General features: G+C 55.0%; 36 protein-coding genes and 1 pseudogene. 34 read left to right on the forward strand and 3 right to left on the reverse strand.

Annotated elements, in window-relative coordinates:
- The 29 genes from ABYM29_RS08630 to rplQ form a co-directional block, all read left to right on the forward strand.
- Positions 1–699, forward strand: a 699-nt coding sequence (locus ABYM29_RS08630) for an EF-Tu/IF-2/RF-3 family GTPase (protein ID WP_372864330.1), incomplete at its 5' end; no start/stop codon positions are given.
- Between the two features lie 237 nt (positions 700–936).
- Positions 937–1,248 carry a 30S ribosomal protein S10 gene (gene rpsJ / locus ABYM29_RS08635; RefSeq protein WP_103684259.1) on the forward strand — a complete coding sequence of 104 codons (312 nt, stop codon included), beginning with the start codon at positions 937–939 and terminating at the stop codon, positions 1,246–1,248.
- Between the two features lie 114 nt (positions 1,249–1,362).
- Complete coding sequence (gene rplC / locus ABYM29_RS08640) at positions 1,363–2,007, forward strand: 50S ribosomal protein L3 (RefSeq protein ID WP_372864331.1); 645 nt, start codon at positions 1,363–1,365, stop codon at positions 2,005–2,007.
- Between the two features lie 11 nt (positions 2,008–2,018).
- Positions 2,019–2,639 carry a 50S ribosomal protein L4 gene (rplD, locus tag ABYM29_RS08645; protein ID WP_372864332.1) on the forward strand — a complete coding sequence of 207 codons (621 nt, stop codon included), beginning with the start codon at positions 2,019–2,021 and terminating at the stop codon, positions 2,637–2,639.
- Positions 2,636–2,932 (forward strand): 50S ribosomal protein L23, encoded by a 297-nt coding sequence (rplW, locus tag ABYM29_RS08650; protein ID WP_372864333.1) that lies wholly within the window; start codon positions 2,636–2,638, stop codon positions 2,930–2,932. Before rplD ends, rplW begins: the two co-directional genes overlap by 4 nt.
- A gap of 17 nt (positions 2,933–2,949) precedes the next feature.
- On the forward strand, positions 2,950–3,774 hold the full coding sequence (gene rplB / locus ABYM29_RS08655; RefSeq protein ID WP_372864334.1) for a 50S ribosomal protein L2: 825 nt from the start codon (positions 2,950–2,952) through the stop codon (positions 3,772–3,774).
- Positions 3,775–3,802: 28 nt separating this feature from the next.
- Positions 3,803–4,078 (forward strand): 30S ribosomal protein S19, encoded by a 276-nt coding sequence (rpsS, locus tag ABYM29_RS08660; RefSeq protein ID WP_372864335.1) that lies wholly within the window; start codon positions 3,803–3,805, stop codon positions 4,076–4,078.
- Positions 4,079–4,103: 25 nt separating this feature from the next.
- Positions 4,104–4,442 carry a 50S ribosomal protein L22 gene (gene rplV / locus ABYM29_RS08665; protein WP_372864336.1) on the forward strand — a complete coding sequence of 113 codons (339 nt, stop codon included), beginning with the start codon at positions 4,104–4,106 and terminating at the stop codon, positions 4,440–4,442.
- Between the two features lie 13 nt (positions 4,443–4,455).
- The gene (gene rpsC / locus ABYM29_RS08670) at positions 4,456–5,130 is read left to right on the forward strand and encodes a 30S ribosomal protein S3 (protein WP_372864337.1); all 675 of its coding nucleotides are present in this window, start codon (positions 4,456–4,458) and stop codon (positions 5,128–5,130) included.
- Positions 5,131–5,141: 11 nt separating this feature from the next.
- Positions 5,142–5,555, forward strand: a complete 414-nt coding sequence (gene rplP, locus ABYM29_RS08675; RefSeq protein ID WP_027874870.1) for a 50S ribosomal protein L16 — start codon at positions 5,142–5,144, stop codon at positions 5,553–5,555.
- Complete coding sequence (rpmC, locus tag ABYM29_RS08680) at positions 5,555–5,746, forward strand: 50S ribosomal protein L29 (RefSeq protein ID WP_027874871.1); 192 nt, start codon at positions 5,555–5,557, stop codon at positions 5,744–5,746. Before rplP ends, rpmC begins: the two co-directional genes overlap by 1 nt.
- A 1-nt stretch (position 5,747) precedes the next feature.
- Entirely contained in the window at positions 5,748–6,014 is a 267-nt protein-coding gene (rpsQ, locus tag ABYM29_RS08685; RefSeq protein WP_027874872.1) for a 30S ribosomal protein S17, read from the forward strand.
- A 59-nt stretch (positions 6,015–6,073) separates the two neighbouring features.
- Positions 6,074–6,442 (forward strand): 50S ribosomal protein L14, encoded by a 369-nt coding sequence (gene rplN / locus ABYM29_RS08690; RefSeq protein WP_022960536.1) that lies wholly within the window; start codon positions 6,074–6,076, stop codon positions 6,440–6,442.
- Between the two features lie 33 nt (positions 6,443–6,475).
- Entirely contained in the window at positions 6,476–6,793 is a 318-nt protein-coding gene (gene rplX / locus ABYM29_RS08695; RefSeq protein ID WP_372864338.1) for a 50S ribosomal protein L24, read from the forward strand.
- Between the two features lie 13 nt (positions 6,794–6,806).
- Positions 6,807–7,346, forward strand: coding sequence for a 50S ribosomal protein L5 (rplE, locus tag ABYM29_RS08700; protein WP_372864339.1), 540 nt, complete (start codon positions 6,807–6,809; stop codon positions 7,344–7,346).
- Between the two features lie 13 nt (positions 7,347–7,359).
- The gene (gene rpsN / locus ABYM29_RS08705) at positions 7,360–7,665 is read left to right on the forward strand and encodes a 30S ribosomal protein S14 (RefSeq protein WP_372864340.1); all 306 of its coding nucleotides are present in this window, start codon (positions 7,360–7,362) and stop codon (positions 7,663–7,665) included.
- Between the two features lie 52 nt (positions 7,666–7,717).
- Positions 7,718–8,113, forward strand: a complete 396-nt coding sequence (rpsH, locus tag ABYM29_RS08710; protein WP_372864341.1) for a 30S ribosomal protein S8 — start codon at positions 7,718–7,720, stop codon at positions 8,111–8,113.
- Between the two features lie 26 nt (positions 8,114–8,139).
- Positions 8,140–8,673: a 50S ribosomal protein L6 gene (rplF, locus tag ABYM29_RS08715; RefSeq protein ID WP_372864342.1), complete on the forward strand. Its 534-nt coding sequence runs from the start codon at positions 8,140–8,142 to the stop codon at positions 8,671–8,673.
- A 10-nt stretch (positions 8,674–8,683) separates the two neighbouring features.
- Positions 8,684–9,034, forward strand: coding sequence for a 50S ribosomal protein L18 (gene rplR / locus ABYM29_RS08720; protein WP_372864343.1), 351 nt, complete (start codon positions 8,684–8,686; stop codon positions 9,032–9,034).
- Positions 9,035–9,044: 10 nt separating this feature from the next.
- On the forward strand, positions 9,045–9,557 hold the full coding sequence (gene rpsE, locus ABYM29_RS08725; protein WP_372864344.1) for a 30S ribosomal protein S5: 513 nt from the start codon (positions 9,045–9,047) through the stop codon (positions 9,555–9,557).
- 19 nt (positions 9,558–9,576) lie between these two features.
- Positions 9,577–9,753, forward strand: coding sequence for a 50S ribosomal protein L30 (gene rpmD / locus ABYM29_RS08730; protein ID WP_251089362.1), 177 nt, complete (start codon positions 9,577–9,579; stop codon positions 9,751–9,753).
- A 12-nt stretch (positions 9,754–9,765) separates the two neighbouring features.
- Positions 9,766–10,200 (forward strand): 50S ribosomal protein L15, encoded by a 435-nt coding sequence (gene rplO / locus ABYM29_RS08735; RefSeq protein WP_372864357.1) that lies wholly within the window; start codon positions 9,766–9,768, stop codon positions 10,198–10,200.
- 10 nt (positions 10,201–10,210) lie between these two features.
- Positions 10,211–11,539: a preprotein translocase subunit SecY gene (gene secY / locus ABYM29_RS08740; RefSeq protein WP_372864345.1), complete on the forward strand. Its 1,329-nt coding sequence runs from the start codon at positions 10,211–10,213 to the stop codon at positions 11,537–11,539.
- 30 nt (positions 11,540–11,569) lie between these two features.
- Positions 11,570–11,686, forward strand: a complete 117-nt coding sequence (gene rpmJ / locus ABYM29_RS08745) for a 50S ribosomal protein L36 (RefSeq protein ID WP_084495682.1) — start codon at positions 11,570–11,572, stop codon at positions 11,684–11,686.
- A 133-nt stretch (positions 11,687–11,819) separates the two neighbouring features.
- The gene (rpsM, locus tag ABYM29_RS08750) at positions 11,820–12,176 is read left to right on the forward strand and encodes a 30S ribosomal protein S13 (protein WP_372864346.1); all 357 of its coding nucleotides are present in this window, start codon (positions 11,820–11,822) and stop codon (positions 12,174–12,176) included.
- A 74-nt stretch (positions 12,177–12,250) separates the two neighbouring features.
- Positions 12,251–12,643, forward strand: a complete 393-nt coding sequence (gene rpsK / locus ABYM29_RS08755; protein WP_022960548.1) for a 30S ribosomal protein S11 — start codon at positions 12,251–12,253, stop codon at positions 12,641–12,643.
- A 23-nt stretch (positions 12,644–12,666) separates the two neighbouring features.
- The gene (rpsD, locus tag ABYM29_RS08760; RefSeq protein WP_372864347.1) at positions 12,667–13,287 is read left to right on the forward strand and encodes a 30S ribosomal protein S4; all 621 of its coding nucleotides are present in this window, start codon (positions 12,667–12,669) and stop codon (positions 13,285–13,287) included.
- Between the two features lie 34 nt (positions 13,288–13,321).
- Positions 13,322–14,323, forward strand: a complete 1,002-nt coding sequence (rpoA, locus tag ABYM29_RS08765; protein ID WP_372864348.1) for a DNA-directed RNA polymerase subunit alpha — start codon at positions 13,322–13,324, stop codon at positions 14,321–14,323.
- 55 nt (positions 14,324–14,378) lie between these two features.
- Positions 14,379–14,768 (forward strand): 50S ribosomal protein L17, encoded by a 390-nt coding sequence (rplQ, locus tag ABYM29_RS08770; RefSeq protein WP_372864349.1) that lies wholly within the window; start codon positions 14,379–14,381, stop codon positions 14,766–14,768.
- A 70-nt stretch (positions 14,769–14,838) separates the two neighbouring features.
- Here the strand turns inward: rplQ and uvrA are convergent, their stop codons facing one another.
- Positions 14,839–17,691, reverse strand: a complete 2,853-nt coding sequence (gene uvrA, locus ABYM29_RS08775; RefSeq protein WP_372864350.1) for an excinuclease ABC subunit UvrA — start codon at positions 17,689–17,691, stop codon at positions 14,839–14,841.
- A 143-nt stretch (positions 17,692–17,834) separates the two neighbouring features.
- Between uvrA and ABYM29_RS08780 the strand changes: the two genes are divergently transcribed.
- The 5 genes from ABYM29_RS08780 to glp all read left to right on the forward strand — a co-directional run bounded on the left by ABYM29_RS08780 (position 17,835) and on the right by glp (position 22,489).
- Positions 17,835–19,199: an MFS transporter gene (locus ABYM29_RS08780; protein WP_372864351.1), complete on the forward strand. Its 1,365-nt coding sequence runs from the start codon at positions 17,835–17,837 to the stop codon at positions 19,197–19,199.
- 79 nt (positions 19,200–19,278) lie between these two features.
- Positions 19,279–19,809, forward strand: a complete 531-nt coding sequence (gene ssb, locus ABYM29_RS08785; RefSeq protein WP_372864352.1) for a single-stranded DNA-binding protein — start codon at positions 19,279–19,281, stop codon at positions 19,807–19,809.
- Positions 19,810–19,945: 136 nt separating this feature from the next.
- The gene (locus tag ABYM29_RS08790) at positions 19,946–20,782 is read left to right on the forward strand and encodes a sugar nucleotide-binding protein (protein ID WP_372864353.1); all 837 of its coding nucleotides are present in this window, start codon (positions 19,946–19,948) and stop codon (positions 20,780–20,782) included.
- Positions 20,769–21,293: a molybdenum cofactor biosynthesis protein B gene (gene moaB, locus ABYM29_RS08795; RefSeq protein ID WP_372864354.1), complete on the forward strand. Its 525-nt coding sequence runs from the start codon at positions 20,769–20,771 to the stop codon at positions 21,291–21,293. The genes ABYM29_RS08790 and moaB overlap by 14 nt, the downstream gene beginning before the upstream one ends.
- 2 nt (positions 21,294–21,295) lie before the next feature.
- Positions 21,296–22,489, forward strand: coding sequence for a gephyrin-like molybdotransferase Glp (gene glp, locus ABYM29_RS08800; RefSeq protein WP_372864355.1), 1,194 nt, complete (start codon positions 21,296–21,298; stop codon positions 22,487–22,489).
- 60 nt (positions 22,490–22,549) lie between these two features.
- Here glp and fabB read toward each other — a convergent pair whose 3' ends face one another.
- Entirely contained in the window at positions 22,550–23,773 is a 1,224-nt protein-coding gene (gene fabB, locus ABYM29_RS08805; protein WP_372864356.1) for a beta-ketoacyl-ACP synthase I, read from the reverse strand.
- A gap of 68 nt (positions 23,774–23,841) precedes the next feature.
- Positions 23,842–24,036: pseudogene (locus ABYM29_RS08810) on the reverse strand (3-hydroxyacyl-[acyl-carrier-protein] dehydratase FabA); the annotation flags it as partial.

A 24,036-nucleotide genomic window follows, 5' to 3' on the forward strand; every position in this document is an offset into this window, starting at 1 on the left:
GACGACACGCCGATCATTGCAGGTTCTGCACTGATGGCGCTGAACGGCGAAGACGACAACGAGCTGGGCACCACTGCTGTTAAGAAGCTGGTAGAAGCGCTGGATACTTACATTCCAGAGCCCGAGCGTGCTATCGATCAGCCGTTCCTGATGCCGATTGAAGACGTATTCTCAATCTCTGGTCGCGGTACGGTTGTTACTGGTCGTATCGAGCGCGGTATCCTGAACACTGGCGACGAGATCGAAGTTGTTGGTATCAAAGACACCACCAAAACGACCTGTACTGGTGTTGAAATGTTCCGCAAGCTGCTCGACGAAGGTCGCGCTGGTGAGAACGTTGGTGTACTGCTGCGTGGTACTAAGCGTGACGAAGTTGAGCGTGGTCAGGTACTGGCTAAGCCCGGTTCTATCACTCCGCACACTCGCTTCGAAGCTGAGGTGTACGTACTGTCTAAAGAGGAAGGTGGTCGTCACACGCCGTTCTTCAAAGGCTACCGTCCGCAGTTCTACTTCCGTACCACTGACGTAACAGGTGCTTGTGAGCTGCCTGAAGGTACTGAAATGGTAATGCCTGGCGACAACGTGAAAATGGACGTAACACTGATTGCGCCTATCGCGATGGAAGAAGGTCTGCGTTTTGCAATCCGCGAAGGTGGCCGTACTGTCGGCGCCGGCGTGGTCGCGAAAATCGTAGAGTAAGTCCGGGCGCGGTTCGCCGCGCAAGGCAAGCAAGGGAGGCCTCGGCCTCCCTTTCTGGGTAACAACGGGTGCAATTGGCACCCTATGTCGCGCGGCAGCGTCCTTTATAGCCTTTATGTCGAATTGTTGTTGACAAGGGGGGCTTTGGTCATTAATATGCCGCTTCTTTTTCGGGTTGTCTCGGCCAGTTGGCGCCGATAGTGGCTCGATAGTATTTCGGGATGGGAGTTTGATCAGGTGCAAAATCAACGGATTCGCATTCGTTTAAAAGCTTTTGATCACCGCCTTATCGATGCGTCTACGCAAGAGATCGTAGATACCGCTAAGCGTACCGGTGCGCAGGTTCGGGGTCCAATTCCCCTGCCTACACGCAAGGAGCGCTTTACGGTTCTGGTCTCTCCACATGTGAACAAGGATGCGCGTGATCAGTATGAGATCCGCACCCACAAGCGCATGTTGGACATCGTAGAGCCTACAGAAAAAACTGTAGACGCTTTGATGAAGTTAGATTTGGCGGCTGGTGTAGAAGTTCAAATTAGCCTCGGCTAATAAATGTAAATACTGAATTTTTTTCAGACCCGCTCAGGGGCTGGCCCTGGGTTGTGTAACGCGTGAAAGCGCGGCCGTAGAGGGTTAAGCCCCGTACACTGAGAGGTTGGAGCAATGACTATTGGTTTGGTCGGTCGTAAAAGCGGCATGACTCGCGTTTTTACTGAAGACGGCGTATCTATTCCGGTAACAGTGATTGAGGTAGAGCCCAATCGTGTTACTCGTGTCAAAGCAGACGATGCTGACGGCTATCGCGCTATTCAGGTGACTGCCGGTGCTCGCAAGGCGTCGCGTATTTCAAAAGCGGAAGCTGGCCACTTTGCGAAAGCAGGTGTTGAAGCTGGTCGCGGATTGTGGGAATTCCGTCTGGATGAAGGCGAAGAAGCTCCTGAGGTTGGTGTTGAGCTGACCGTTGCAGCATTCGAAGCTGGTCAAAAGGTGGATGTTACTGGGCAGTCTAAAGGTAAGGGCTTCCAGGGCGGTGTTAAGCGTTGGAACTTCCATATGCAAGACGCTACCCACGGTAACTCACTGTCGCATCGTGCGCCTGGTTCTATCGGTCAGTGTCAGACCCCCGGTCGCGTCTTCAAAGGTAAGAAGATGGCTGGTCATATGGGTGCTGAGCGCGTAACCGTTCAAACCCTTGAGGTCGTACGTGTCGATGCAGAGCGCAACTTGATTTTGATCAAGGGTGCGGTTCCCGGTGCGCCAGGTGGTGACGTGTTTGTGCGTCCCGCTGTTAAAGCAAAAAAATCCTAGGGGGCTAAGCAGTGGAACTGAATATTGCGAAACCCGGTAACGGTGCAGCGGCTGGAACTATCCAGGTTTCCGATGTGGCCTTTGCTCGTGAGTTTAATGAAGATCTGGTTCATCAGGTAGTGACTGCCTATCTGGCCGGTGCCCGTCAGGGTACTCGTGCGCAGAAGACTCGCTCAGAAGTGAGTGGTGGTGGTAAGAAGCCCTGGCGTCAAAAAGGTACTGGCCGAGCGCGTGCTGGTACCATCCGCAGCCCGATTTGGCGCGGTGGCGGTGTGAGCTTCGCGGCAAAGCCGCAGGATCATAGCCAAAAAGTTAACCGCAAGATGTATCGCGCGGCACTGCGTTCGATTCTATCTGAGTTGGCTCGTCAAGAGCGCTTGGTGGTTGTTGAAGAGCTGGTTCTCGAAGCGCCGAAAACCAAGTTGTTGGTGAAGTCGCTGGGTGATCTTGGCCTGAAGGGTGCGTTGATCGTAACTGAAGAAGTTACTGGTAATTTGTACCTGGCTGCTCGCAACTTGCACGACGTTGATGTGCGCGATGTTAGTGGTATAGACCCCGTCAGTCTGATTGGTTACGACAAGGTCGTAGTTACTGTCGCTGCGCTGAAAAAATTTGAGGAGTTGTTGGGATGAATCAGGAGCGCATCTACAAAGTATTGCTCGGTCCTCACGTCTCTGAAAAAAGTGCAATGAGCGCCGAAGCGGGTAACCAGGTTGTACTCCGTGTACTGCCGTCGGCTACCAAGCTGGAAATCAAAAACGCTGTCGAAAAGCTGTTCAAAGTTGATGTCCTGGACGTTAGAACTGTGAACATGAAGGGCAAGGTTAAGCGCAACCGTTTCGGCTTGAGTAAGAAGCCGAGCTGGAAGAAGGCTTATGTAAGCCTGGTGCAGGGTCAAGACATCGACTTTGCGGTCGCTGAATAAGTCTGGAGCTGAGTCAAATGGCAATTGTAAAAAGTAAACCGACCTCTCCCGGGCGCCGTCATGTCGTTCGAGTGGTTAATGTCGAGCTGCACAAAGGCGCTCCGCATAAGGCCTTGCTTGAGAGTCAGTCGCGTAACGGTGGTCGCAACAACAACGGTCGTATCACGACTCGTCACGTTGGTGGTGGTCATAAGCAGCATTACCGGATTATTGATTTCAAACGCAATAAGGACGGTATTCCTGCCGTCGTTGAGCGCCTGGAATACGATCCAAATCGCACCGCGTTTATTGCGTTGTTGAAGTACGCCGATGGTGAGCGTCGCTATATCATAGCTCCCAAGGGTGTATCTGCCGGGGATCAGCTGATCTCTGGTGAGGCGTCGCCGATCAAGCCGGGCAACACCTTGCCTATGCGCAATATTCCGGTGGGTAGCACTATTCACTGCATCGAAATGAAGCCAGGTAAGGGCGCGCAAATTGCCCGCAGCGCTGGTGCTTCGGTTCAGCTGGTGGCGCGAGAAGGCCAATATGCCACTGTGCGTTTGCGCAGCGGTGAAATGCGCAAGATTTTGGCGGAGTGTCGCGCCACGTTGGGCGAAGTGTCCAATAGCGAGCACAGCCTGCGCAAATTGGGTAAAGCTGGTGCGGCGCGTTGGCGTGGCGTTCGTCCTACCGTTCGCGGTGTGGCTATGAACCCCGTTGATCACCCACACGGTGGTGGTGAAGGTCGTACTTCTGGTGGTCGTCATCCTGTTACTCCATGGGGTGTTCCGACCAAAGGGTATAAGACCCGTAAAAATAAGCGTACAGATAAGCTGATTGTGCGTGATCGCAGAAAATAAGCGCAGTCAGAGTAAAGAGGATTAGCTTGTGCCACGTTCATTGAAGAAAGGACCGTTTATCGATCTTCATCTTTTGAAGAAGGTAGAGACAGCGGTTGAGAAAAACGATCGTCGTCCGATCAAAACCTGGTCGCGTCGTTCCATGATTCTCCCCGAGATGGTCGGTTTGACTATCGCGGTACACAACGGTCGTCAGCATGTTCCGGTGATGGTTTCCGAGGACATGGTTGGGCACAAATTGGGTGAATTCGCCGCAACTCGCACCTATAAGGGGCATGCGGCTGATAAAAAGGCCAAGCGTTAAGCTTGGGCTGGGAGAGGCATAGACGATGGAAGTAGCGGCACGTTTAAAAGGCGCACGTATCTCCGCCCAGAAGGCCCGTTTGGTTGCTGACCAAATTCGCGGCAAGGGTGTTGAAGAAGCGCTGGATTTGTTGACGTTCAGCTCCAAGAAGGCAGCCGGCATTATCAAAAAAGTGCTGAACTCTGCAATCGCCAACGCCGAGCACAACGACGGCGCTGATGTTGATGAGCTGCGAGTGTCGACAATTTTTGTCGACGAGGGCATGACCATGAAGCGTCTTCGTCCCCGTGCAAAAGGCCGGGCCGATCGTATTTTGAAGCGGTCTTGTCATATCACGATCAAAGTAGCCGACGGCGAAGGTTAGTAGGAGAGACCAAATGGGTCAGAAAGTACACCCGACCGGCATCCGGCTCGGAATTGTAAAAGATCACAACTCTGTCTGGTACGCCGGCAGCAAGCAGTACGCAACTCAGCTGGTCACTGACCTGCAGGTTCGCGAATATTTGCAGGAAAAGCTGGATCACGCTTCTGTGAGCCGCATTGTGATCGAGCGTCCGGCGCAAACCGCACGTATTACTATTCACACCGCACGCCCGGGTATTGTGATTGGCAAGAAGGGCGAAGACGTTGAGAAGCTGCGTAAAGAGCTGAGTTCTCGCATGTCTGTGCCTGTGCATATCAACATTGAAGAAGTTCGCAAGCCGGACCTCGATGCAAAGTTGGTTGCCATGAATATTGCTCAGCAGCTGGAGCGCCGCGTAATGTTCCGCCGCGCGATGAAGCGAGTAGTGCAGAACGCTATGCGCCAGGGCGCTGAAGGCATCAAGGTGCAGGTTAGCGGTCGTGTTGGCGGTGCTGAAATTGCACGTACAGAGTGGTATCGCGAAGGCCGAGTGCCTCTGCACACACTGCGCGCCGATATTGATTACGCCACACACGAGGCAGCGACTACCTACGGCATCATTGGTGTCAAGGTCTGGATCTTCAAGGGTGAAATCCTGGGGAACAGAAACGAAGCAGTCGAAGCCAAGGCTAAGAAAGGTTCAGAGTAAGGGTTACGCAAATGTTACAGCCGAAGCGCACAAAGTTTCGCAAGGTACAAAAAGGCCGCAATCGCGGTCTGGCAGAACGCGGCAGCCGGGTCAGCTTTGGTGATTTCGGCCTGAAAGCAGTCGGACGCGGCCGTATCACCGCGCGCCAGATCGAAGCAGCACGTCGTGCTATGACTCGTCATATCAAGCGTGGCGGCAAAATCTGGATCCGCGTGTTCCCAGACAAGCCAATTACCGAGAAGCCTCTCGAGGTTCGTCAAGGTAAAGGTAAGGGTAACGTTGAGTACTGGGTTGCTCAAATTCAGCCCGGCAAGGTGCTGTATGAAGTGGAAGGCGTGCCCGAAGAGCTGGCGCGTGAGGCCTTTGCCCTGGCGGCGGCCAAGATTCCAGTAGCAACCCAATTTGTTAAGCGGGTGGTGATGTAATGAACGCTATTGAATTACGCGAAAAGTCAGTAGACGAGCTCAATGCGCAGCTGCTTAAGTTGCTCGAAGAGCAGTTCAAGCTGCGCATGCAGAAAAGTACCGGCCAGTTGGCGCAGACGCATCTGTTAAAGCAGACCCGTCAAGAGATTGCGCGCATTAAGACTGTGCTCCAGGAAAAGGCAGGTAATTAAAATGTCAGAAGCAGCAAAGAGCGCTCGTACCGCCACCGGTAAGGTAGTTAGCGACAAGATGGATAAAACCATCACTGTACTGGTAGAGCGCCGTGTGAAACACCCAATCTACGGTAAGTACTTGACCCGTTCTTCTAAGGTCCACGCTCATGATGAAAATAATGAGTGCAAGACTGGAGATGTGGTAACAGTTTGTGAGACGCGTCCGCTGTCTAAGAGTAAGTCATGGACTTTGCTGCGCGTTGAAGAGACGGCTAAGCAGATTTAATTTGGCCGGCGGCCTGTGTTCAATGGCTTGATGCACAGTTGACTGCTTTGGAGTAAGAAATGATTCAAACAGAAAGCTATTTGGAAGTTGCAGATAACAGTGGCGCGCGTCGCGTTATGTGCATCAAGGTGCTTGGCGGCTCGCACCGTCGCTATGCGCGTGTCGGCGATCTGATCAAAGTCACTGTCAAAGAGGCGATTCCTCGTGGCAAAGTGAAAAAAGGTCAGGTAATGACTGCGGTAGTAGTTCGCACCAAGAAAGGCGTTCGTCGCGGCGATGGCTCGCTGATTAAGTTCGACGACAACGCGGCAGTACTGCTGAACAACAATTTGGCTCCTATCGGCACCCGTATTTTTGGACCGGTAACTCGTGAGCTGCGCGGTGAGAAGTTCATGAAGATTATCTCTCTGGCACCCGAAGTACTGTAATTGGTTAGCTGAGAGAAGACTGAGGTCAGCATAATGCGCAAGATTAAACGTGAAGACGAAGTTATCGTCTTAACCGGTAAAGACAAAGGCAAACGCGGCAAGGTACAAAAAGTACTGGACGATAATCGCGTGCTGGTCTCCGGCATCAATATGATCAAGAAGCACCAGCGCCCCAACCCGCAATTGGGTGTGGCCGGCGGTATCGTTGAGAAAGAAGCGCCCATTCAGGTGTCAAATCTGGCGATTTACAATCCGTCTACTAGCAAGGCGGATCGGGTGGGCTTCAAGGTCGCCGAGGACGGCAGCAAGACCCGCGTATTTAAATCCAGCGGCGAAGCGATCGACGCGTAGGGGTTATTAGAAAATGGCACGATTAAGCGAACTGTACAACAACGAGTTGCGCGCCAAGCTCATCGAAGAGCTCGGTCTGGCAAACCCGATGGAAGTGCCCCGCATTACCAAGATCACCTTGAACATGGGTGTTGGTGAAGCGGCTGGCGATAAAAAAGTCCTGGAAGCCGCGCTGGCTGACCTTGAGAAGATCAGTGGTCAAAAGCCGGTGGTGACCAAGGCGCGTAAATCCATTGCGGGCTTTAAAATTCGTGACGGCTGGCCAATTGGCTGTAAAGTCACCCTGCGCCGCGAGCGCATGTACGAATTTCTGGATCGCCTGATCAGTGTTGCTATCCCCCGAGTGCGCGACTTCCGTGGCATTAGCCCCAAGTCGTTCGACGGACGCGGTAACTTCGCCATGGGTGTGACTGAGCAGATCATTTTCCCGGAAATTGATTACGATAAAGTCGATACGCTGCGCGGTCTGGATATCACTATCACTACCTCCGCACGCAATGATGACGAAGGTCGGGCCCTGTTGAAGGCCTTTAACTTCCCGTTTAAAGCTTAAGGGGTTTACGGATATGGCTAAGCAGTCAATGAAAGCGCGCGAAGTTAAACGTACTCGCGCAGTCGCCAAATACGCCGCTAAGCGTGCTGAGCTTAAAGCGATTATTAACGGTGTTAGCGCTAGCGACGAAGAGAAATGGGATGCTCAGGTTAAGCTGCAAAAGCTTCCGCGTGATGCGAGCCCAGTTCGTCAGCGTCGCCGCTGCCAGATCACTGGTCGCCCACACGGCGTGTACCGCAAGTTCGGCCTGTGCCGTAACCAACTGCGCCAAGCTGCGATGCGTGGTGATGTGCCTGGTCTGGTTAAGGCCAGCTGGTAAGATTGAGAATTTTGCTGTCGCGCGATAACGCGGCGATAAATGGGAGCAAAACATGAGCATGCAAGATCCTTTAGCGGATATGCTGACACGCATCCGCAACGCTCAGATGGCTGGGAAGACGGAGGTACAAATGCCTTCTTCTAAGCTAAAAAAAGCGGTTGCTAACGTACTCGAAGAAGAAGGTTATATCGCCGGTTCTCGCGTAGATGAGAATGGTGGTAAAGCGCTTCTGAATATCGAGCTGAAGTATTTCCAAGGTAAACCGGTCATCGCTGAAATTCAGCGGGTAAGCCGCCCAGGTCTGCGAGCTTATGCTGGCAAGGGTGAGTTGCCTGAAGTGCGTGCTGGCCTTGGTATTGCCATCGTCTCCACCAGCCGTGGTGTGATGACAGATCGCGCTGCTCGTGCAGCAGGTGTTGGCGGCGAAGTGCTCTGCACTGTTTTCTAAATCGACGGTTAGAAGAGTTTTCTAAAATGTCCAGAGTAGCGAAAAGTCCAGTGACTATCCCCAGTGGGGTTGAAGTCAAACTCGGCGCCGACAGCATTGCGGTAAAAGGCAAGAATGGCAACATGTCCATGCCGCTGCACGAGTCCGTCGATGTTAAACAAGAAGACGGTCAGCTGATCTTTGCTGGCCGCGAAGGCGCCAAAAATGGTTGGGCGATGGCGGGTACTACTCGTGCATTGGCTAACAATATGGTGATTGGTGTTACCGAAGGGTTTAAGCGCAAGCTGATCCTTAATGGTGTTGGTTACCGTGCCAAGGCAAGCGGCAAGTCTTTGAACTTGGTGCTGGGTTTCTCTCATCCGATCGACTACGATCTGCCGGAAGGCGTGAGCGTAGAAACACCGACTCAGACGGAAATCGTGCTGAGCGGTAGCGACAAGCAGGTTCTCGGCAAGGTTGCCGCGGAAATCCGCGCCTTCCGTCCGCCGGAGCCCTACAAAGGCAAAGGTGTTCGCTACGATGACGAAGTTGTTCGTCGTAAAGAAGCGAAGAAAAAGTAAAGGCTAGCATATGAGCGATAAGAAAGTTTCAAGATTACGTCGTGCCCGCCGCGCTCGCAGCAAGATTCGTGAATTGCGTGCGGTTCGTCTGTGCATTCATCGCACACCGCGCCATATGTATGCGCAGTTGATTGCGGCTGAAGGCGATCGCGTTCTGGCCAGTGCATCTACACTGGACAAAGAACTGCGTAGCGCAGCGAGTGGCAACATCGACGCCGCAGTCAGCGTAGGCAAGTTAATTGCCGATCGCGCAAAGGCCGCAGGTGTAACAAAGGTCGCTTTTGATCGCAGTGGATTCCGTTTCCACGGCCGAGTCAAAGCGCTGGCAGATGCTGCCCGTGAAGGTGGTTTGGAATTCTAAGGTTTAGGCGATGGCGTATAACGAGCAGAAAGACAAAGCAAACACAGAAGGCCTCCAGGAAAAACTGGTTCAGGTTAACCGTGTTGCCAAGGTAGTCAAGGGCGGTCGGATCTTCAGCTTTACCGCGCTGACGGTAGTTGGCGACGGCAATGGCAAAGTCGGCTTCGGTCGCGGCAAGGCTCGTGAAGTGCCTGTCGCCATCCAGAAAGCGATGGAAGCAGCCCGCCGCAACATGGTCCAGGTAGACATCAAGGGCGACACGCTGCAATACGCAGTGAAAGGCGCGCACGGTGCTTCCAAGGTATACATGCAGCCAGCCTCTGAAGGTACGGGTGTAATCGCCGGTGGTGCGATGCGTTCGGTGCTGGAAATTGCCGGTGTGCACAACGTACTGGCCAAGTGCTATGGGTCTACCAACCCGGTAAACGTGGTGCGTGCAACGATCAAGGCACTGCAGAGCATTTCTTCGCCTGACGAAGTCGCGGCTAAGCGTGGCAAATCGGTAGAAGAGATCCTGGGCTAAACAAGGGGCAGGATTCGTTATGAGCAAGATTAAAGTTACACAGGTTCGCTCTGTAGCGGGCCGTCTTAAAGCGCACAAGGCCTGCGTTGCCGGTCTGGGTTTGCGTCGTATCGGTCACACTGTCGAGGTGGAAGACACTCCGTCGGTGCGTGGCATGATCAACAAAGTTAACTATCTGGTACGTGTTGAGGGTTAAGTGATGAGCGAGTTGCGTTTAAACACGCTGAGTCCCGCACCCGGTCGTGTAAAAGACGGCAAGCGGGTAGGACGCGGTATCGGTAGTGGCCTGGGTAAAACCGCCGGTCGTGGCCATAAAGGTCTGAAATCTCGGTCAGGCGGCAGTGTTCGTCCGGGTTTTGAAGGCGGTCAAATGCCTTTGCAAAAGCGTTTGCCCAAGTACGGTTTCACTTCGCGTCTCGCGGCGGTAACCGCACAGATTCGCACATCTGAGCTGGCTGCAGTGGCTGATGATGTGGTCGATCTGGATGCGCTTAAGCGCGCAGACTTGGTTAGTAATAACATCGAGAGAGCAAAAATTTTCCTCTCTGGTGATGTTACAAAAGCGGTTACAGTTAAAGGTTTGGCTGTGACTAAAGGCGCCCGCGAAGCAATCGAAAAAGCCGGCGGCAAAGTCGAGGAATAGGGAAACCCCCATGGCGAAATCCAGTCCCCTGACAACTGGAAAGCAGTCCGGACTAGGCGAGCTTATGGCTCGCCTTCGTTTTCTGTTACTGGCGATAATTGTCTATCGCATCGGTACCCATATCCCGGTGCCTGGCATTAACCCGGATCAACTCGCCGCCCTGTTTAATCAAAATCAGGGTACCGTTCTCGGCCTGTTTAATATGTTCTCTGGTGGTGCACTAGAGCGCATGAGTATTCTGGCTTTGGGTATCATGCCTTACATCTCTGCATCCATTATTATGCAGCTGATGTCCGCCGTGAGCCCTCAGCTGGAAGCCCTTAAGAAAGAGGGTGAGGCTGGTCGCCGGCAAATCAGTCAATATACGCGCTACCTGACGGTGCTGCTGGCCCTACTTCAGGCGACGGGCATGACAGTCGGTCTGGCCAACCAAGGTTTGGCATTTAGTGCCGACCTTAGCTTCTATTTTACCGCGGTGGTGTCTTTGGTTACCGGTGCGGTGTTTATGATGTGGTTGGGCGAGCAGGTTACTGAGCGCGGTATTGGCAACGGCATTTCGATGTTGATTTTTGCCGGTATCGTCGCCGGTCTGCCGTCAGCGGTTGGCCAATCGCTGGAGCAGGCACGTCAAGGTGAGCTTAATGCACTGGTGTTGCTGGCAATATTGGTGCTGGCGGTTGCGGTGGTTTATCTGGTGGTATTTATTGAACGCGGCCAGCGTCGGATTACCGTCAACTATGCCAAGCAGCAGCGCGGTAATCGGATGTACCAGGCGCAGTCGAGTCACCTGCCGCTGAAGGTCAATATGGCGGGGGTTATTCCGGCGATTTTTGCCTCGTCAATTTTGCTGTTCCCGGCATCGATCGCGCAGTGGGTCAGTCAGAGCGGCGAAGGTATGGAGTGGTTGCAGGAGTTGGCACTGGCCATTGGCCCGGGTCAGCCGCTGAATATCATCCTGTTTACTGCGCTGATTGTGTTCTTTTGCTTCTTCTATACGGCGTTGATGTTTAACCCAGACGAAGTCGCAGATAATTTAAAACGTTCAGGTGCATTTTTGCCAGGCATCCGTCCCGGCAAGCAAACGGCAAGCTACATCGATGATGTGCTTACTCGCCTGACGATGTTTGGTTCGCTGTATATAGCTGGCGTATGTCTGCTGCCACAGTTTCTTGTTGTGATGTGGAATGTGCCCTTTTATTTGGGCGGCACCTCACTGCTGATTGTTGTGGTCGTGGTTATGGATTTCATGGCTCAGGTGCAGTCGCACATGATGTCTCACCAGTACGATTCGGTGATGAAAAAAGCAAACCTTAAAAATTACGGTAGCGGCGCCCGTTAAGCGGCGCAGCAATTTGTTTGGAGTGTCGTCATGAAAGTTCGGGCATCGGTAAAGAAAATTTGCCGCAATTGCAAAATCGTTCGTCGCAAAGGTGTCGTTCGCGTGATCTGTAGCGCAGAGCCCCGCCATAAGCAGCGGCAGGGCTGATTAAAATTTGGTCGCTGGGCTTGAAACCCGGCCCGGTAGCGGATAGACTACGGCGCCTTTCGCGCAGTGGTCTGTTCATCCGGCCAGATTTTGTCAAGCGTTAAAAGTTAAAGCTTTAATTGGAGTAATCTGAATGGCTCGTATTGCGGGTGTTAACATACCAGATAACAAGCACGCGGTTATTTCGTTGACCTATATCTACGGAATTGGTCGCACGACTGCTAAAAAACTGTGTGCAGGCAGCAACATTGCTGAAGATGTGAAAATTGCTGAGCTTAATGAAGAGCAGCTGGATTCACTTCGTAATGCCATTGCCAAAATGACGGTTGAAGGCGATCTGCGCCGCGAAGTATCTATGAACATCAAGCGTCTGCTGGACCTTGGCTGTTTCCGTGGTCTGCGTCACCGCAAGGGCTTGCCCCTGCGTGGTCAGCGCACGAAAACAAATGCGCGTACCCGTAAAGGTCCTCGCAAGCCGATTCGCAAGTAATTGCGAGGCAGCATAGCGCCTTTAGTGTAGCTACACCGCTAGTGTAGTGTTGATATTAGAAGCAGGAAAACAACATGGCTAAACCAGGCAAGCAAGCGCCTCGCAAGAAGGTCAAAAAGACCGTTGTCGATGGCGTGGCGCATATCCATGCGTCGTTTAACAATACGATCATTACCATCACTGATCGTCAGGGTAATACTCTTAGCTGGGCAACAGCAGGTGGTAGCGGTTTCCGCGGCTCTCGTAAGAGCACTCCATTCGCTGCACAGGTTGCTGCTGAGCGTGCCGGTAATGCGGCAAAAGACTACGGTCTGAAAAATCTGGACGTAGAAGTGAAGGGTCCAGGACCTGGTCGTGAATCAGCTGTTCGTGCGCTGAATAACTGCGGCTACAAGATCACCAACATCACAGACGTGACGCCCATTCCCCACAATGGTTGCCGTCCTCCCAAGAAACGTCGCGTGTAATTAACAGTTGAGGAATACGAAGCATGGCTAGATATTTAGGCCCAAGCTGTAAATTAGCAAGACGGGAAGGCACCGACCTGTTCCTGAAGAGTGGCGTCCGCCCGCTGGATTCAAAATGTAAAGCTGAAAATGTGCCCGGTATGCACGGTGCGCGTCGCGGCCGTTTGTCAGACTACGGCGTTCAGCTTCGCGAGAAGCAGAAAGTTCGCCGTATGTACGGTGTTCTGGAAAAGCAATTCCGCAGCTACTACAAGAAAGCGGCTAGCAAGAAGGGCGCAACCGGTGAGAACCTGCTGCAATACCTGGAAGGCCGTTTAGATAACGTGGTTTACCGCATTGGTTTCGGTTCTACTCGTGCCGAATCGCGCCAGCTGGTATCGCACAAGGGCATTTTGGTTAACGGCAAGACCGTTAACGTTCCGTCTTACCAGGTTCAGCCCGGCGACGTGATCAGCCTGCGCGAGAAAGCTAAGAAGCAGCTTCGCGTTCAATCTGCACTGGCCCTGGCGGCTCAGCGTGGTGATGTGGCTTGGATTGATGTAAACAGCGACAAGATGGAAGCTGTCTACAAAAACGCGCCAGACCGTAGCGACTTGTCTTCGGAAATCAACGAACAGTTGATCGTTGAGCTTTACTCGAAGTAAGTTTTCTCAGGACATTCTCACTACAGGTGACCTAATGCAAAGTGCAGTGAATGAATTTTTAACACCGCGAGTGATTCAGGTTGAAGAGCTGGGTCAAACGCGCGCGAAAGTCACCCTGGAGCCGCTTGAGCGTGGCTTTGGGCATACTCTGGGTAACGCCCTGCGCCGTATTTTGCTGTCTTCAATGCCTGGTTGTGCGGTAACTGAAGTGGAAATCGACGGTGTGTTGCACGAATACAGTGCAATGGAAGGTGTGCAGGAAGACGTTATTGAAATCCTGCTGAACCTGAAAGAAGTCGCGGTTATTCTGCACGGTAAAGATCAAGCGGTACTGACCTTGAACAAGAAGGGTGAGGGTCCGGTGACTGCTGGCGACATCCAGACAGACCACGAAGTTGAAATCGTTAATCAAGATCATGTTATTGCTCACCTGAATTCTGGCGGTGAGCTGAATATGCGTCTGACTATCGCGCGCGGTCGCGGCTATGTGCCGGCTGACGTTCGCAATGGTGGTGACGAGGAGACGCGCTCAATCGGTCGTTTGCAATTGGATGCGAGTTACAGCCCGATCAGTCGCGTCAGTTATGTGGTTGAGAGTGCGCGTGTAGAGCAGCGTACTGACTTGGATAAGCTGGTGCTTGATCTCGAGACCAACGGCACAATCGATCCGGAAGAAGCGATTCGTCGAGCGGCAACTATTCTGCAGCAGCAGCTCGCAGTGTTTGTCGACTTGGAGAGCGAGGGCGAGAAAGAGCCGTCGCGCGAAGAGAACGAAGTCGATCCGATTCTGTTGCGCCCGGTAGATGATTTGGAGCTGACTGTACGTAGCGCCAATTGTCTCAAGGCAGAAAATATTTACTACATTGGCGATTTGGTGCAGCGCACTGAAGTTGAGCTACTGAAAACGCCGAACCTCGGCAAGAAGTCGCTCACTGAAATCAAAGATGTATTGGCTTCCCGTGGACTGTCTCTGGGCTTGCGCCTGGATAACTGGCCGCCGGCGAGCCTGAGAAACGACGACCGGGTTCTGGCATAAGCCGCAGCCCTAGATTATTTTGCTGAGATAGCAACGTTTATTAAAGGAAAAAGCCATGCGTCATCGTCATAGCGGCCGTCAATTGAACCGCAATAGCTCGCATCGCAAAGCGATGTTCCGCAACATGACGGCTTCATTGGTGGAGCACGAACTGATTAAGACGACTCTGCCCAAAGCCAAAGAGCTGCGCCGCCACGCGGAGCCGCTTATCACCCTGGCGAAAACTGATAGCGTCGCCAACCGCCGTCTGGCATTTGCCCGTCTGCGTAGCGACCAAGCAGTAGGTAAGCTGTTTAATGAACTGGGTCCACGTTATTCGGCCCGTCCCGGTGGTTACATTCGCATTATGAAATGTGGCCTGCGTACCGGCGACAAAGCGCCGATGGCCTATGTTGAGTTGGTAGACCGCCCGGTTGCCGACGAAGTGGACGGCGACGAAGATTAAGTCTTTGTAAGCAGTATAAAAAAAGCCGGCATTGCCGGCTTTTTTTTGTCTCGATATTGGTGGGACGCGTTCAGGCGCTTTTAATCACCTGAGCCTCGGCGTTTAGCAATGGCGCGAGGAAGCGGCCGGTGTGCGATTCTTTGACCTCAGCAATGGCTTCTGGGCTGCCTTCGGCGAGGATTTGGCCGCCACCGCTGCCGCCTTCCGGCCCCAGGTCGATCAGCCAGTCTGCGGTTTTTATTACGTCTAGGTTGTGCTCGATCACCACCACGGTATTGCCGTGGTCGCGCAGACGGTGGAGAACGCTGAGTAGTAATTGAATATCTTCAAAGTGGAGGCCGGTGGTCGGTTCGTCGAGGATGTAGAGGGTTTTTCCGGTGTCGCGTTTAGACAGCTCTCGGGCCAGCTTCACGCGTTGGGCTTCGCCACCGGACAGGGTCGTCGCAGCTTGGCCCAGGCGAACGTAGCTTAGACCGACGTCCATCAGTGTCTGCAGTTTCTTGGCGATGGCGGGGACGTTTTCAAAGAAGCTGTTGGCGTCTTCCACGGTCATTTCCAATACTTCGTGGATATTCTTGCCCTTGTAGAGGATATCCAAGGTTTCGCGATTATAGCGTTTGCTTTGGCAGACTTCGCAGGCGACGTAGATATCCGGCAGGAAATGCATTTCGACCTTGGTGACACCATCGCCCTGACAGGCCTCACAGCGGCCGCCTTTGACGTTGAAGCTAAAGCGGCCGACTTTGTAGCCGCGCGATCGCGCTTCCTGGGTGCCGGCGAATAACTCGCGAATGGGCGTGAAAATGCCAGTGTAGGTCGCGGGATTTGAGCGCGGCGTCCGGCCGATGGGGCTTTGGTCGATATCGATGCATTTGTCGACCAGCTCCAGGCCGCGGATCTCCCGGTAGGGGGCGGGTGTAAGTGTGGTCGCGCCATTGAGTTGGGTTGCGGCGATCGGGTAGAGGGTATGGTTGATCAGGGTGGACTTGCCTGACCCTGAAACGCCAGTGACGCAGGTCATCAGCCCCAGTGGAATACTGAGGTCGACGTCTCTAAGGTTGTTGCCGGTGGCGCCGTTGAGGTGGATGTAGTGCTCGGGGTTGGGTTGGTGGCGCTGCTCGGGGATGGCGATGGCGCGCTTACCGGAAAGGTAGTCGCCGGTCAGGGAGTGCTCGCTGGATAGAATGTCGTCGATTGTTCCTTGCGCAACGACTTCGCCGCCGTGTACGCCGGCGCCTGGCCCGATGTCGATGATGTGGTCGGCGGTACGGATAGCGTCCTCGTCGTGTTCGACCACGATAACGGTGTTACCGATGTCGCGTAGATGACGCAGGGTATTGAGTAGTCGTTCGTTATCGCGTTGATGAAGGCCGATAGACGGTTCGTCAAGGATGTACATAACGCCAACCAGGCCTGCCCCGATCTGGCTGGCAAGGCGGATGCGTTGGGCTTCCCCCCCTGACAGGGTGTCCGCGCTGCGGTCTAGGCTTAAATAGTTGAGGCCGACGTCTACCAGAAAGCGCAGCCGGTCATTGATCTCTTTAAGAATCTTCTCTGCAATCTGTGCCTGGCGACCGCTAAGCGCTAGGTTGGTGAAGTATTGCTGTGCGACACCCACCGGCATGGCGGCGATGTCGGGCAGGGTGTGTTGCTGGATGTAGACATGGCGCGCCTCGCGGCGCAGGCGGCTGCCAGAGCAGTCTGGGCAGGCGTGGGTGCTGAGAAACTTGGCGAGTTCTTCGCGAACAGTTTGTGATTCGGTATCGCGGTAGCGGCGCTCCATATTGGGCACAATGCCTTCAAAGGCGTGCTTCCTTTGGAAGCTGTCGCCGCGGTCGTTAATGTAGGTAAAGCTGATTTCTTCTTCGCCGCTGCCGTGCAAAATGCGCTGCTGGTGCTCTTCGGCTAGGGACTCAAACGGTGCGTCGATATCAAAGCCATAGTGTTCCGCAAGGGACTTCAGCATATGAAAGTAGTATACATTGCGGCGATCCCAGCCGCGTATCGCTCCGGTAGACAGGCTTGCCTCGGGGTGTTGCACCAATCGGGATTCGTCGAAGTATTGGCGCATGCCAAGGCCGTCGCAGCTGCCGCAGGCGCCCAGCGGGCTGTTAAAGGAAAACAGCCGGGGCTCTAGCTCGCTGAGACTGTAACCGCAGTGAGGGCAGGCGAATTTTGCCGAAAAACTGATCTCGGCCTTGTCGCTGTCGTCCATGTCGGCGACGCTGGCGATACCGTCGGTGAGTTCGAGTGCTGTCTCAAAGGATTCTGCAAGCCGCTGGGCGAGGTCGCTGCGCACTTTGAAGCGATCGACGACGACATCGATAGAGTGTTTCTTTTTTTTGTCGAGCTCGGGGGCGTCGTCGAGGTCGACGACAATGCCGTCGATGCGGGCTCTGACAAAACCCTGGCTGCGGAGCTTGTCCAGCACATGCAGGTGCTCCCCTTTGCGATTTTTGACCACCGGCGCCAGCATCATCATTTTGCTGCCCTCGGGCAGCGCCAGTACAGTGTCGACCATCTGGCTGATTGTCTGGGCCGATAATGCTGCGTCGTGGTCAGGGCAGCGGGGCTCTCCGGCACGGGCAAACAACAGCCGTAGGTAATCGTATATTTCGGTGATGGTGCCAACGGTAGAGCGAGGGTTGTGGGACGTCGACTTTTGCTCAATAGAAATGGCGGGGGACAAGCCGTCAATATGGTCTACGTCCGGTTTCTCCATCATCGATAAAAACTGGCGTGCGTAGGTCGACAGCGATTCGACATAGCGGCGTTGGCCTTCGGCATAGAGCGTGTCAAAGGCCAGTGAGGACTTCCCTGAGCCCGATAGGCCGGTGATGACAACCAGCTTGTCGCGGGGAATCTCCAGGTCGATGTTTTTCAGATTGTGGGTGCGCGCACCGCGTACGATAATCCGATCCATTGAGAGCCCCAGTTGGATAAACCGACCATTATACGGCCCCGAGTTGGCTTGGCGCAAAGTTGGCGTGTCGGTTTTTAAGGGCCGATCAAGCTGCTAAACTACGGCGCTTCTTATATTGATCGCTGTGCCAGGAACTTCCCCCGTTGAATGCCTCTTCCATGTCTGCGTTGGAGCGTCGCGCTGTCGCCGCGCTGGCCTGTCTTTATGTGTTTCGTATGCTCGGCTTATTTATGTTGCTGCCAGTGTTGCCGCTCTATGCGGCCGAGTATGCGTATAGCACCCCGCTGCTGGTGGGGCTGGCATTGGGTATCTACGGTCTCGGGCAGGCGGTGTTGCAAATTCCGCTGGGCATGTTGTCTGATCGCATTGGTCGCAAATCGGTAATTGTTGCCGGGCTGCTGCTGTTCGCGGCGGGCGGGGTGTTGGCCGCATCGGCGTCATCCATATATACCGTTATCTTGGGGCGCTTGTTGCAGGGGACAGGAGCGATTGCCAGTACGCTGACCGCGGCTGTCGCTGACCTCACCCGAGAGCAGCACCGCAGTAAAGCGATGGCCGCGATTGGTGTCAGTATTGGCTTATCTTTCGCTGTTGCGATGGTAGTTGGTCCGGCTTTCACGTCAGCCTATGGTATTTCCGCCTTGTTTTTACTCACCGCTGCGCTTGCGTTGATCGGCGTTGGGGTGGCGGTGTTTATAGTGCCGTCACCGCGGATCCAGTCGCGGGCGCCGGGCGAGCGTCCGCTCGCGGGGTTGTTGCGACGCTGTTTGACGAGCGGGTCGTTAATGCGGCTGAACATCGGTGTATTTGTTTTGCATGCGGTGATGATGGCCTTGTTTCTCGTGCTGCCCTCGCGTTTAACTGAATTGGGTTTGCTGGTTGAGCGGCACTGGCAGGTATACCTGCCAGTGGTGATCGTGGCTTTTTTGCTGATGATTCCTGCTTTGGTGGTGGCGGAGAAGCGGGATTGGCAAGAGCAGCTGCTGCGCGCTGCCATTGTGTTGCTGGCCTCGGCCTTGCTGGGAGCAGCCTTGGCCCCCAGCGCTTTGTGGATAGCCGTGGCTGTGCTGCTACTGTTTTTTACCAGCTTTAATTATCTAGAGGCGGCCTTGCCGGCCTTGCTCAGTCGCAGTGTATACGCTGGCGGCAAGGGTACGGCGATGGGCGTATTTGCGAGCTGTCAATTCATGGGGGCCTTTTGCGGTGGGGCTCTCGGCGGTTGGCTGCTTGAGTACGGGGGTGAGGTGGCCATGTTTGCCGTAGCGGCAGGGGCGGTGTTGCTGTGGTTGCTGTCTACGCGGGGGATGACGTTGCCGGCGCCCAGTCTGAGCCTGACCTTGTCCTGGCGTGACAGCGAATGGAATTATGAGCGTTTGCAGCGCGAGTTGCTGTGCCTGCCTGGCGCCCTAGATATGACCGTGTTTGAGGCCGATCGGCAGGTGTATTTGCGTGCTGAGAGGGGCTTTGATATTGCACGCCTTCCCCCGGGACTCAGCCTCAGAGACTAATGACGGTTTCCGCTGGAATCCGGTATAGTGACTGCTTGTAAATTGGCATGTAGCAGATAGACATTACAGGAGAGAGCGCATGGCGCGAGGTGTAAATAAAGTCATACTGGTTGGAAATCTCGGCCAGGACCCCGAAACTCGATACATGCCCTCTGGGGGAGCGGTCACCAATGTCACGTTGGCGACCAGTGAAACTTGGAAAGATAAGCAAAGCGGTCAGCCTCAAGAGCGCACCGAGTGGCATCGCGTGGTGTTTTTTAACCGTTTGGCAGAGATCGCCGGGGAGTATCTGAAAAAGGGTTCGAAAGTGTATGTTGAGGGCTCTCTGCGCACTCGCAAGTGGCAGGACCAGAGTGGTCAGGATCGCTACACGACGGAGATCGTTGCGGCTGAAATGCAGATGCTGGACAGCCGTGGTGGCAGCGGTGGCGGTATGGCGGGCTATGGTGATGATAATTACTCTCAGGCTCCCGCTCCCCAGCAGCCGCGTCGCCAGTCAGCCCCTGCTGCACCTCAGCAGCGCCCGGCCCCCGCTGCGCCACAGCAGGCCCCGGCTTCGAGTGCCCCGGCACCGGGCTTTGACGACTTTGATGACGATATCCCATTCTAAGGTTGCGAGCGCTGTGGCCCTCTCGTGAGGGCCGCTGTCATTGTCGGTCCGTCTCGCATTCCCATTTTGCCACCGTTGGAATGCCTTCGCGTAACTGGTGGCCATCTTTTCATCTGTTGCGGCAGTGAGTGAAGCTGTGAGCGTTTTGTTACTTTGTGAAGATACTGCGCTTAGCCAGGCGCTGAATGCGCAGCTGGCGTCTCGCGGCCGGCAATTGACGCACTGCACGCCAGCAGAGCTGTTGGCGGATGTGGGGCTTGCCGACGGCGCTATTTTGGTTAATGCATCGCTTATGCCCGGTCAGCCATTTACCGAGGAGTTGGCGGCGCTGCAACGGCGCTTATTGGTGGAATTGGGGCCACAGCTGCGCAGTTATATTGTGCTGAGTGATCCGCGGGTTTTGGCGGCACTGGGCGATGATAGTCCGCTTTCGGAGAATGCGACACCGGCACCCCAGGACGAAGACGGCAAGCGCCTGGCTGCGATGGAGGAGGTGCTGTTGGCGTCGCCGGTGCAGAGTGTTGTGCTGCGCAGTGGGCCGCTAATTGCCACTGCGGGCGATAATATCCTGTCGGCGTTTATTCGCGCGCTGAAGGCCGGGGAGGCCGTGGGGCTGAATCACGGCGCGCATAGTTGCCCGACGCCGGTCAGCGATTTGGCGCGGGTGTTGTCGGCGATGATTGATCAATTATATTGTGGCGCCACTTGTCGCGGTATCTACCACTATCAAAGCAGTGGCAGCACTAGTGCCTATGCCTTTGCTGAAGTTGCTTACGCCCATTCGAGTCAATACTTGGCTGGCGCTCCGGACATTGCCATAGATGAGCAGGGCTGGGATTGGCAGCCCCACGTGCAGGTGCTGCGCTGTGAGCGACTGTTGCGCAATTTCGGTATCAAGCAACTACCCTGGCGGGCCTGGCTACCTAAAATGATTAAAACCCTATGTGAGGACGATTACGATGAGCGCGTCTGAGGATTTTTGTCCGCTGTCGGTGGCGGTATTGACGGTGTCGGACAGCCGAGACGACAGCAGTGACAGTTCTGGTCATTATCTTCGCGATGCGCTGATCGGGGCGGGGCATCGCTGCGCGGACAAGCGCATTGTTAAAGACGATATCTACCAAATCCGTGCGGCGCTGTCTGGATGGATTGCCGATGACGGGGTCGATGTCGTGTTGGTAACCGGCGGGACCGGCTTTTCGGGACGTGATTCGACCCCCGAGGCGGTGTCGGTGCTGTTTGATAAGCGCATTGAAGGCTTTGGCGAGGTGTTTCGCGCGGTGTCTTATGAGGAAATTGGCTCGTCCACTATTCAGTCGCGGGCGCTGGCCGGCTTTGCCAATAATACGGTGGTGTTTTGCATGCCGGGTTCCACTGGCGCTTGTCGCACAGCGTGGACTAAGTTGATCGCCGAGCAGCTGGACAGCCGTCATCGCCCCTGCAATTTTGTCGGTGTGCTAAACACTCGGCGCACGGGGGGCTGATCGTGGCGCTGCGTGCGGTGGCCGAGGTGCAAGCGGAATTGCTGGCCGATGCGGCATTGTGTGAGAGTGAAGTCTGTGCACTTGGCAGCGCCCACGGGCGAATTTTGCGTGAGGATATTGTTGCGCTCTGTGATGTGCCGCCGGCGGATAACAGCGCGATGGACGGTTATGCCTTGCGGCTGGTCGATGTGGTTGAGGGGGGAGCGCTGCCTGTCAGTCAGCGCATCCCGGCTGGTTGCCCTGCGGAGCCATTAAGGCCGGGAACGGCGGCGCGCATTTTTACCGGAGCAGAGATTCCAGCGGGGGCCGACTGTGTTGTCGCTCAGGAGGATTGTGAGCTGCGCGATGGTGGTATTGCTCCGAAAGTCGGGCTGAGGCTGCGTCAACATATTCGCCCTCGGGGGCAGGATATCGCGGCCGGTAGTGTGGTGGTGCATTCAGGGCGTCGTTTATCGGCCGCCGATATCGGTTTGATGGCGTCTGTCGGGGTGAGTCAGTGCTGGGTGGCGCGGCGACTTAAGGTGGCCCTCTTGTCGACCGGTGATGAGTTGCGTGAGCCGGGGCAGGTGCTGGCTGCGGGGCAGATTTATAACTCCAATCGTCCGATGTTGGGGGCGCTGATACAGGGGCTTGGGGGCGAACTGGTTGATCTGGGCATTGTTGCCGATACCGCTCAGGCGACGGCTGATGCCTTGCGCCGCGCAGCGGAATTGGTGGATATCGTGGTCAGTAGTGGCGGTGTGTCGGTCGGCGAAGAGGACCATGTGAAAGACCAGTTGGAAAAGTTGGGTAGCTTGGTTCTGTGGAAGTTGGCGATTAAACCGGGGAAGCCGCTGGCCTACGGCCGTATTGGTGAGGTGCCATTTTTCGGTTTGCCCGGTAATCCAGTGTCTAGTTTTGTGACCTTTTGCCTGATGCTGAGGCCTTATTTGCTGGCGATGCAAGGCGCGGCTAAGCCTCTTCCGGCAAGCTTTCGGGGCTGCGCGGATTTTGACTGGCCGCGACCGGGAAGCCGCCAAGAGTATCTGCGGGCGAGGGTGTCAGCCGACGGCCGTGTTAGTGTACATCCGCAACAGAGTTCTGGAGCATTGAGCTCGGTGGCTTGGGGCAATGCGCTGGCGGTGGTGCCGCCGGGCCACACCGTGAAAGCGGGTGATGCGGTGGACTATATTTTGTTAAGCGAGTTGGGCGCGTAGTGGGCGCAGGCACAAAAAAGCCCGCTTATGCGGGCTTTTTTGTGCCTGCTTGGCTTGGCGTTAGTCGCGGTAGCGGCTGAACACCAAGCTGGCATTGGTTCCGCCAAAACCAAAGCTATTCGACATCACGGTATTCAGCGTGGTGTTGTCACGTCGCTCGGTAGCGATGGGAATGCCCGCGGCTTCTGGGTCCAGCTCGTCAATGTTGGCCGAGGCGGCGATGAAGTTGTGCTTCATCATCAGCAGCGAAAAGATCGCTTCTTGGGCACCGGTGGCGCCCAGTGAATGGCCGGCCAATGACTTGGTGGAGCCGATAACCGGAATGGGCTGGTCGCCGTAAGCCTGCTTGATTGCCTTGAGCTCCTGCATGTCACCGGCGGGGGTGGAGGTGCCGTGGGAGTTGATGTAGTCAACTTGGCTGCTGACGCCCTGCAGGGCCTGCCGCATACAGCGCGCAGCACCTTCGCCACTGGGGGCGACCATGTCGTAGCCGTCTGAAGTGGCGCCGTAGCCGACCAGTTCACCGTAAATTTTGGCGCCGCGGGCTTTGGCGTGCTCCAGCTCTTCCAGAACTAGCATCGCGGCGCCGCCAGCGATAACAAAGCCGTCGCGATGGGCATCATAGGGGCGCGAAGCCTTGTCTGGTGTGTCATTGTATTTGGTGGACAGTGCGCCCATGGCATCGAATAGGCAGCTCAGCGACCAGTGTTCTTCTTCACCGCCGCCGGCAAAGACCACATCTTGCTTGCCGAGCTGAATGAGTTCGGCGGCGTTGCCAATGCAATGTGCGCTGGTGGCACAGGCCGATGAGATGGAGTAGTTCACGCCCTTGATTTTAAAAGGCGTTGCCAGACAGGCGGAGACCGTGCTGCCCATGGTTTGGGTGACGCGGTAGGGCCCTATGCGTTTAACGCCGCGCTCGCGCAAGGTGTCGGCGGACTCGATTAGGTTGGCCGAGGAGGCGCCGCCTGAGCCGGCAATGATGCCTGTGCGCTCATTGTCGATGTCCTTGTCTTCCAATCCTGAATCGGCGATGGCTTCCTGCATGGCGATGTAGGAATAGGCGGCGGCATCGCCCATAAAGCGCAGTTGTTTGCGGTCGATGCGCTCCTTGAGGTCAAGGCCCTTGATGGAGCCTGAAATGTGGCTGCGAAAGCCCATTTCCTTATAGGTTTCGTTCGCTCCGATGCCGGAGGTGCCGTTTTGTAGTGACGTCAGGACTTGGCTGATATCGTTGCCGATGCTGGAGACGATCCCCATACCTGTAACAACAACACGTTTCATGTTTACCTCGTTGCTTTTGCTTGTTCGTCAGTGAGAGTTGTGCGCGCCGCTATTATTTGCGGCTGTGTTTAGGCGAAGCTGGCATCGTCTTTAAACAGGCCGACTCGCAGGTCTTTGGCGGTGTAGATGACCTTGCCGTCTACGGCGACTTCGCCGTCGGCGATGCCCATCACCAGTTTGCGCTCGATCAGGCGCTTGAAATTAAGGGTGTAGGTGACCAGCTTGGTATCCGGTAGGATTTGCCCGGTGAATTTGATCTCGCC

This window comes from Spongiibacter sp. (genome assembly GCF_041602295.1).
GTDB lineage: Bacteria > Pseudomonadota > Gammaproteobacteria > Pseudomonadales > Spongiibacteraceae > Spongiibacter.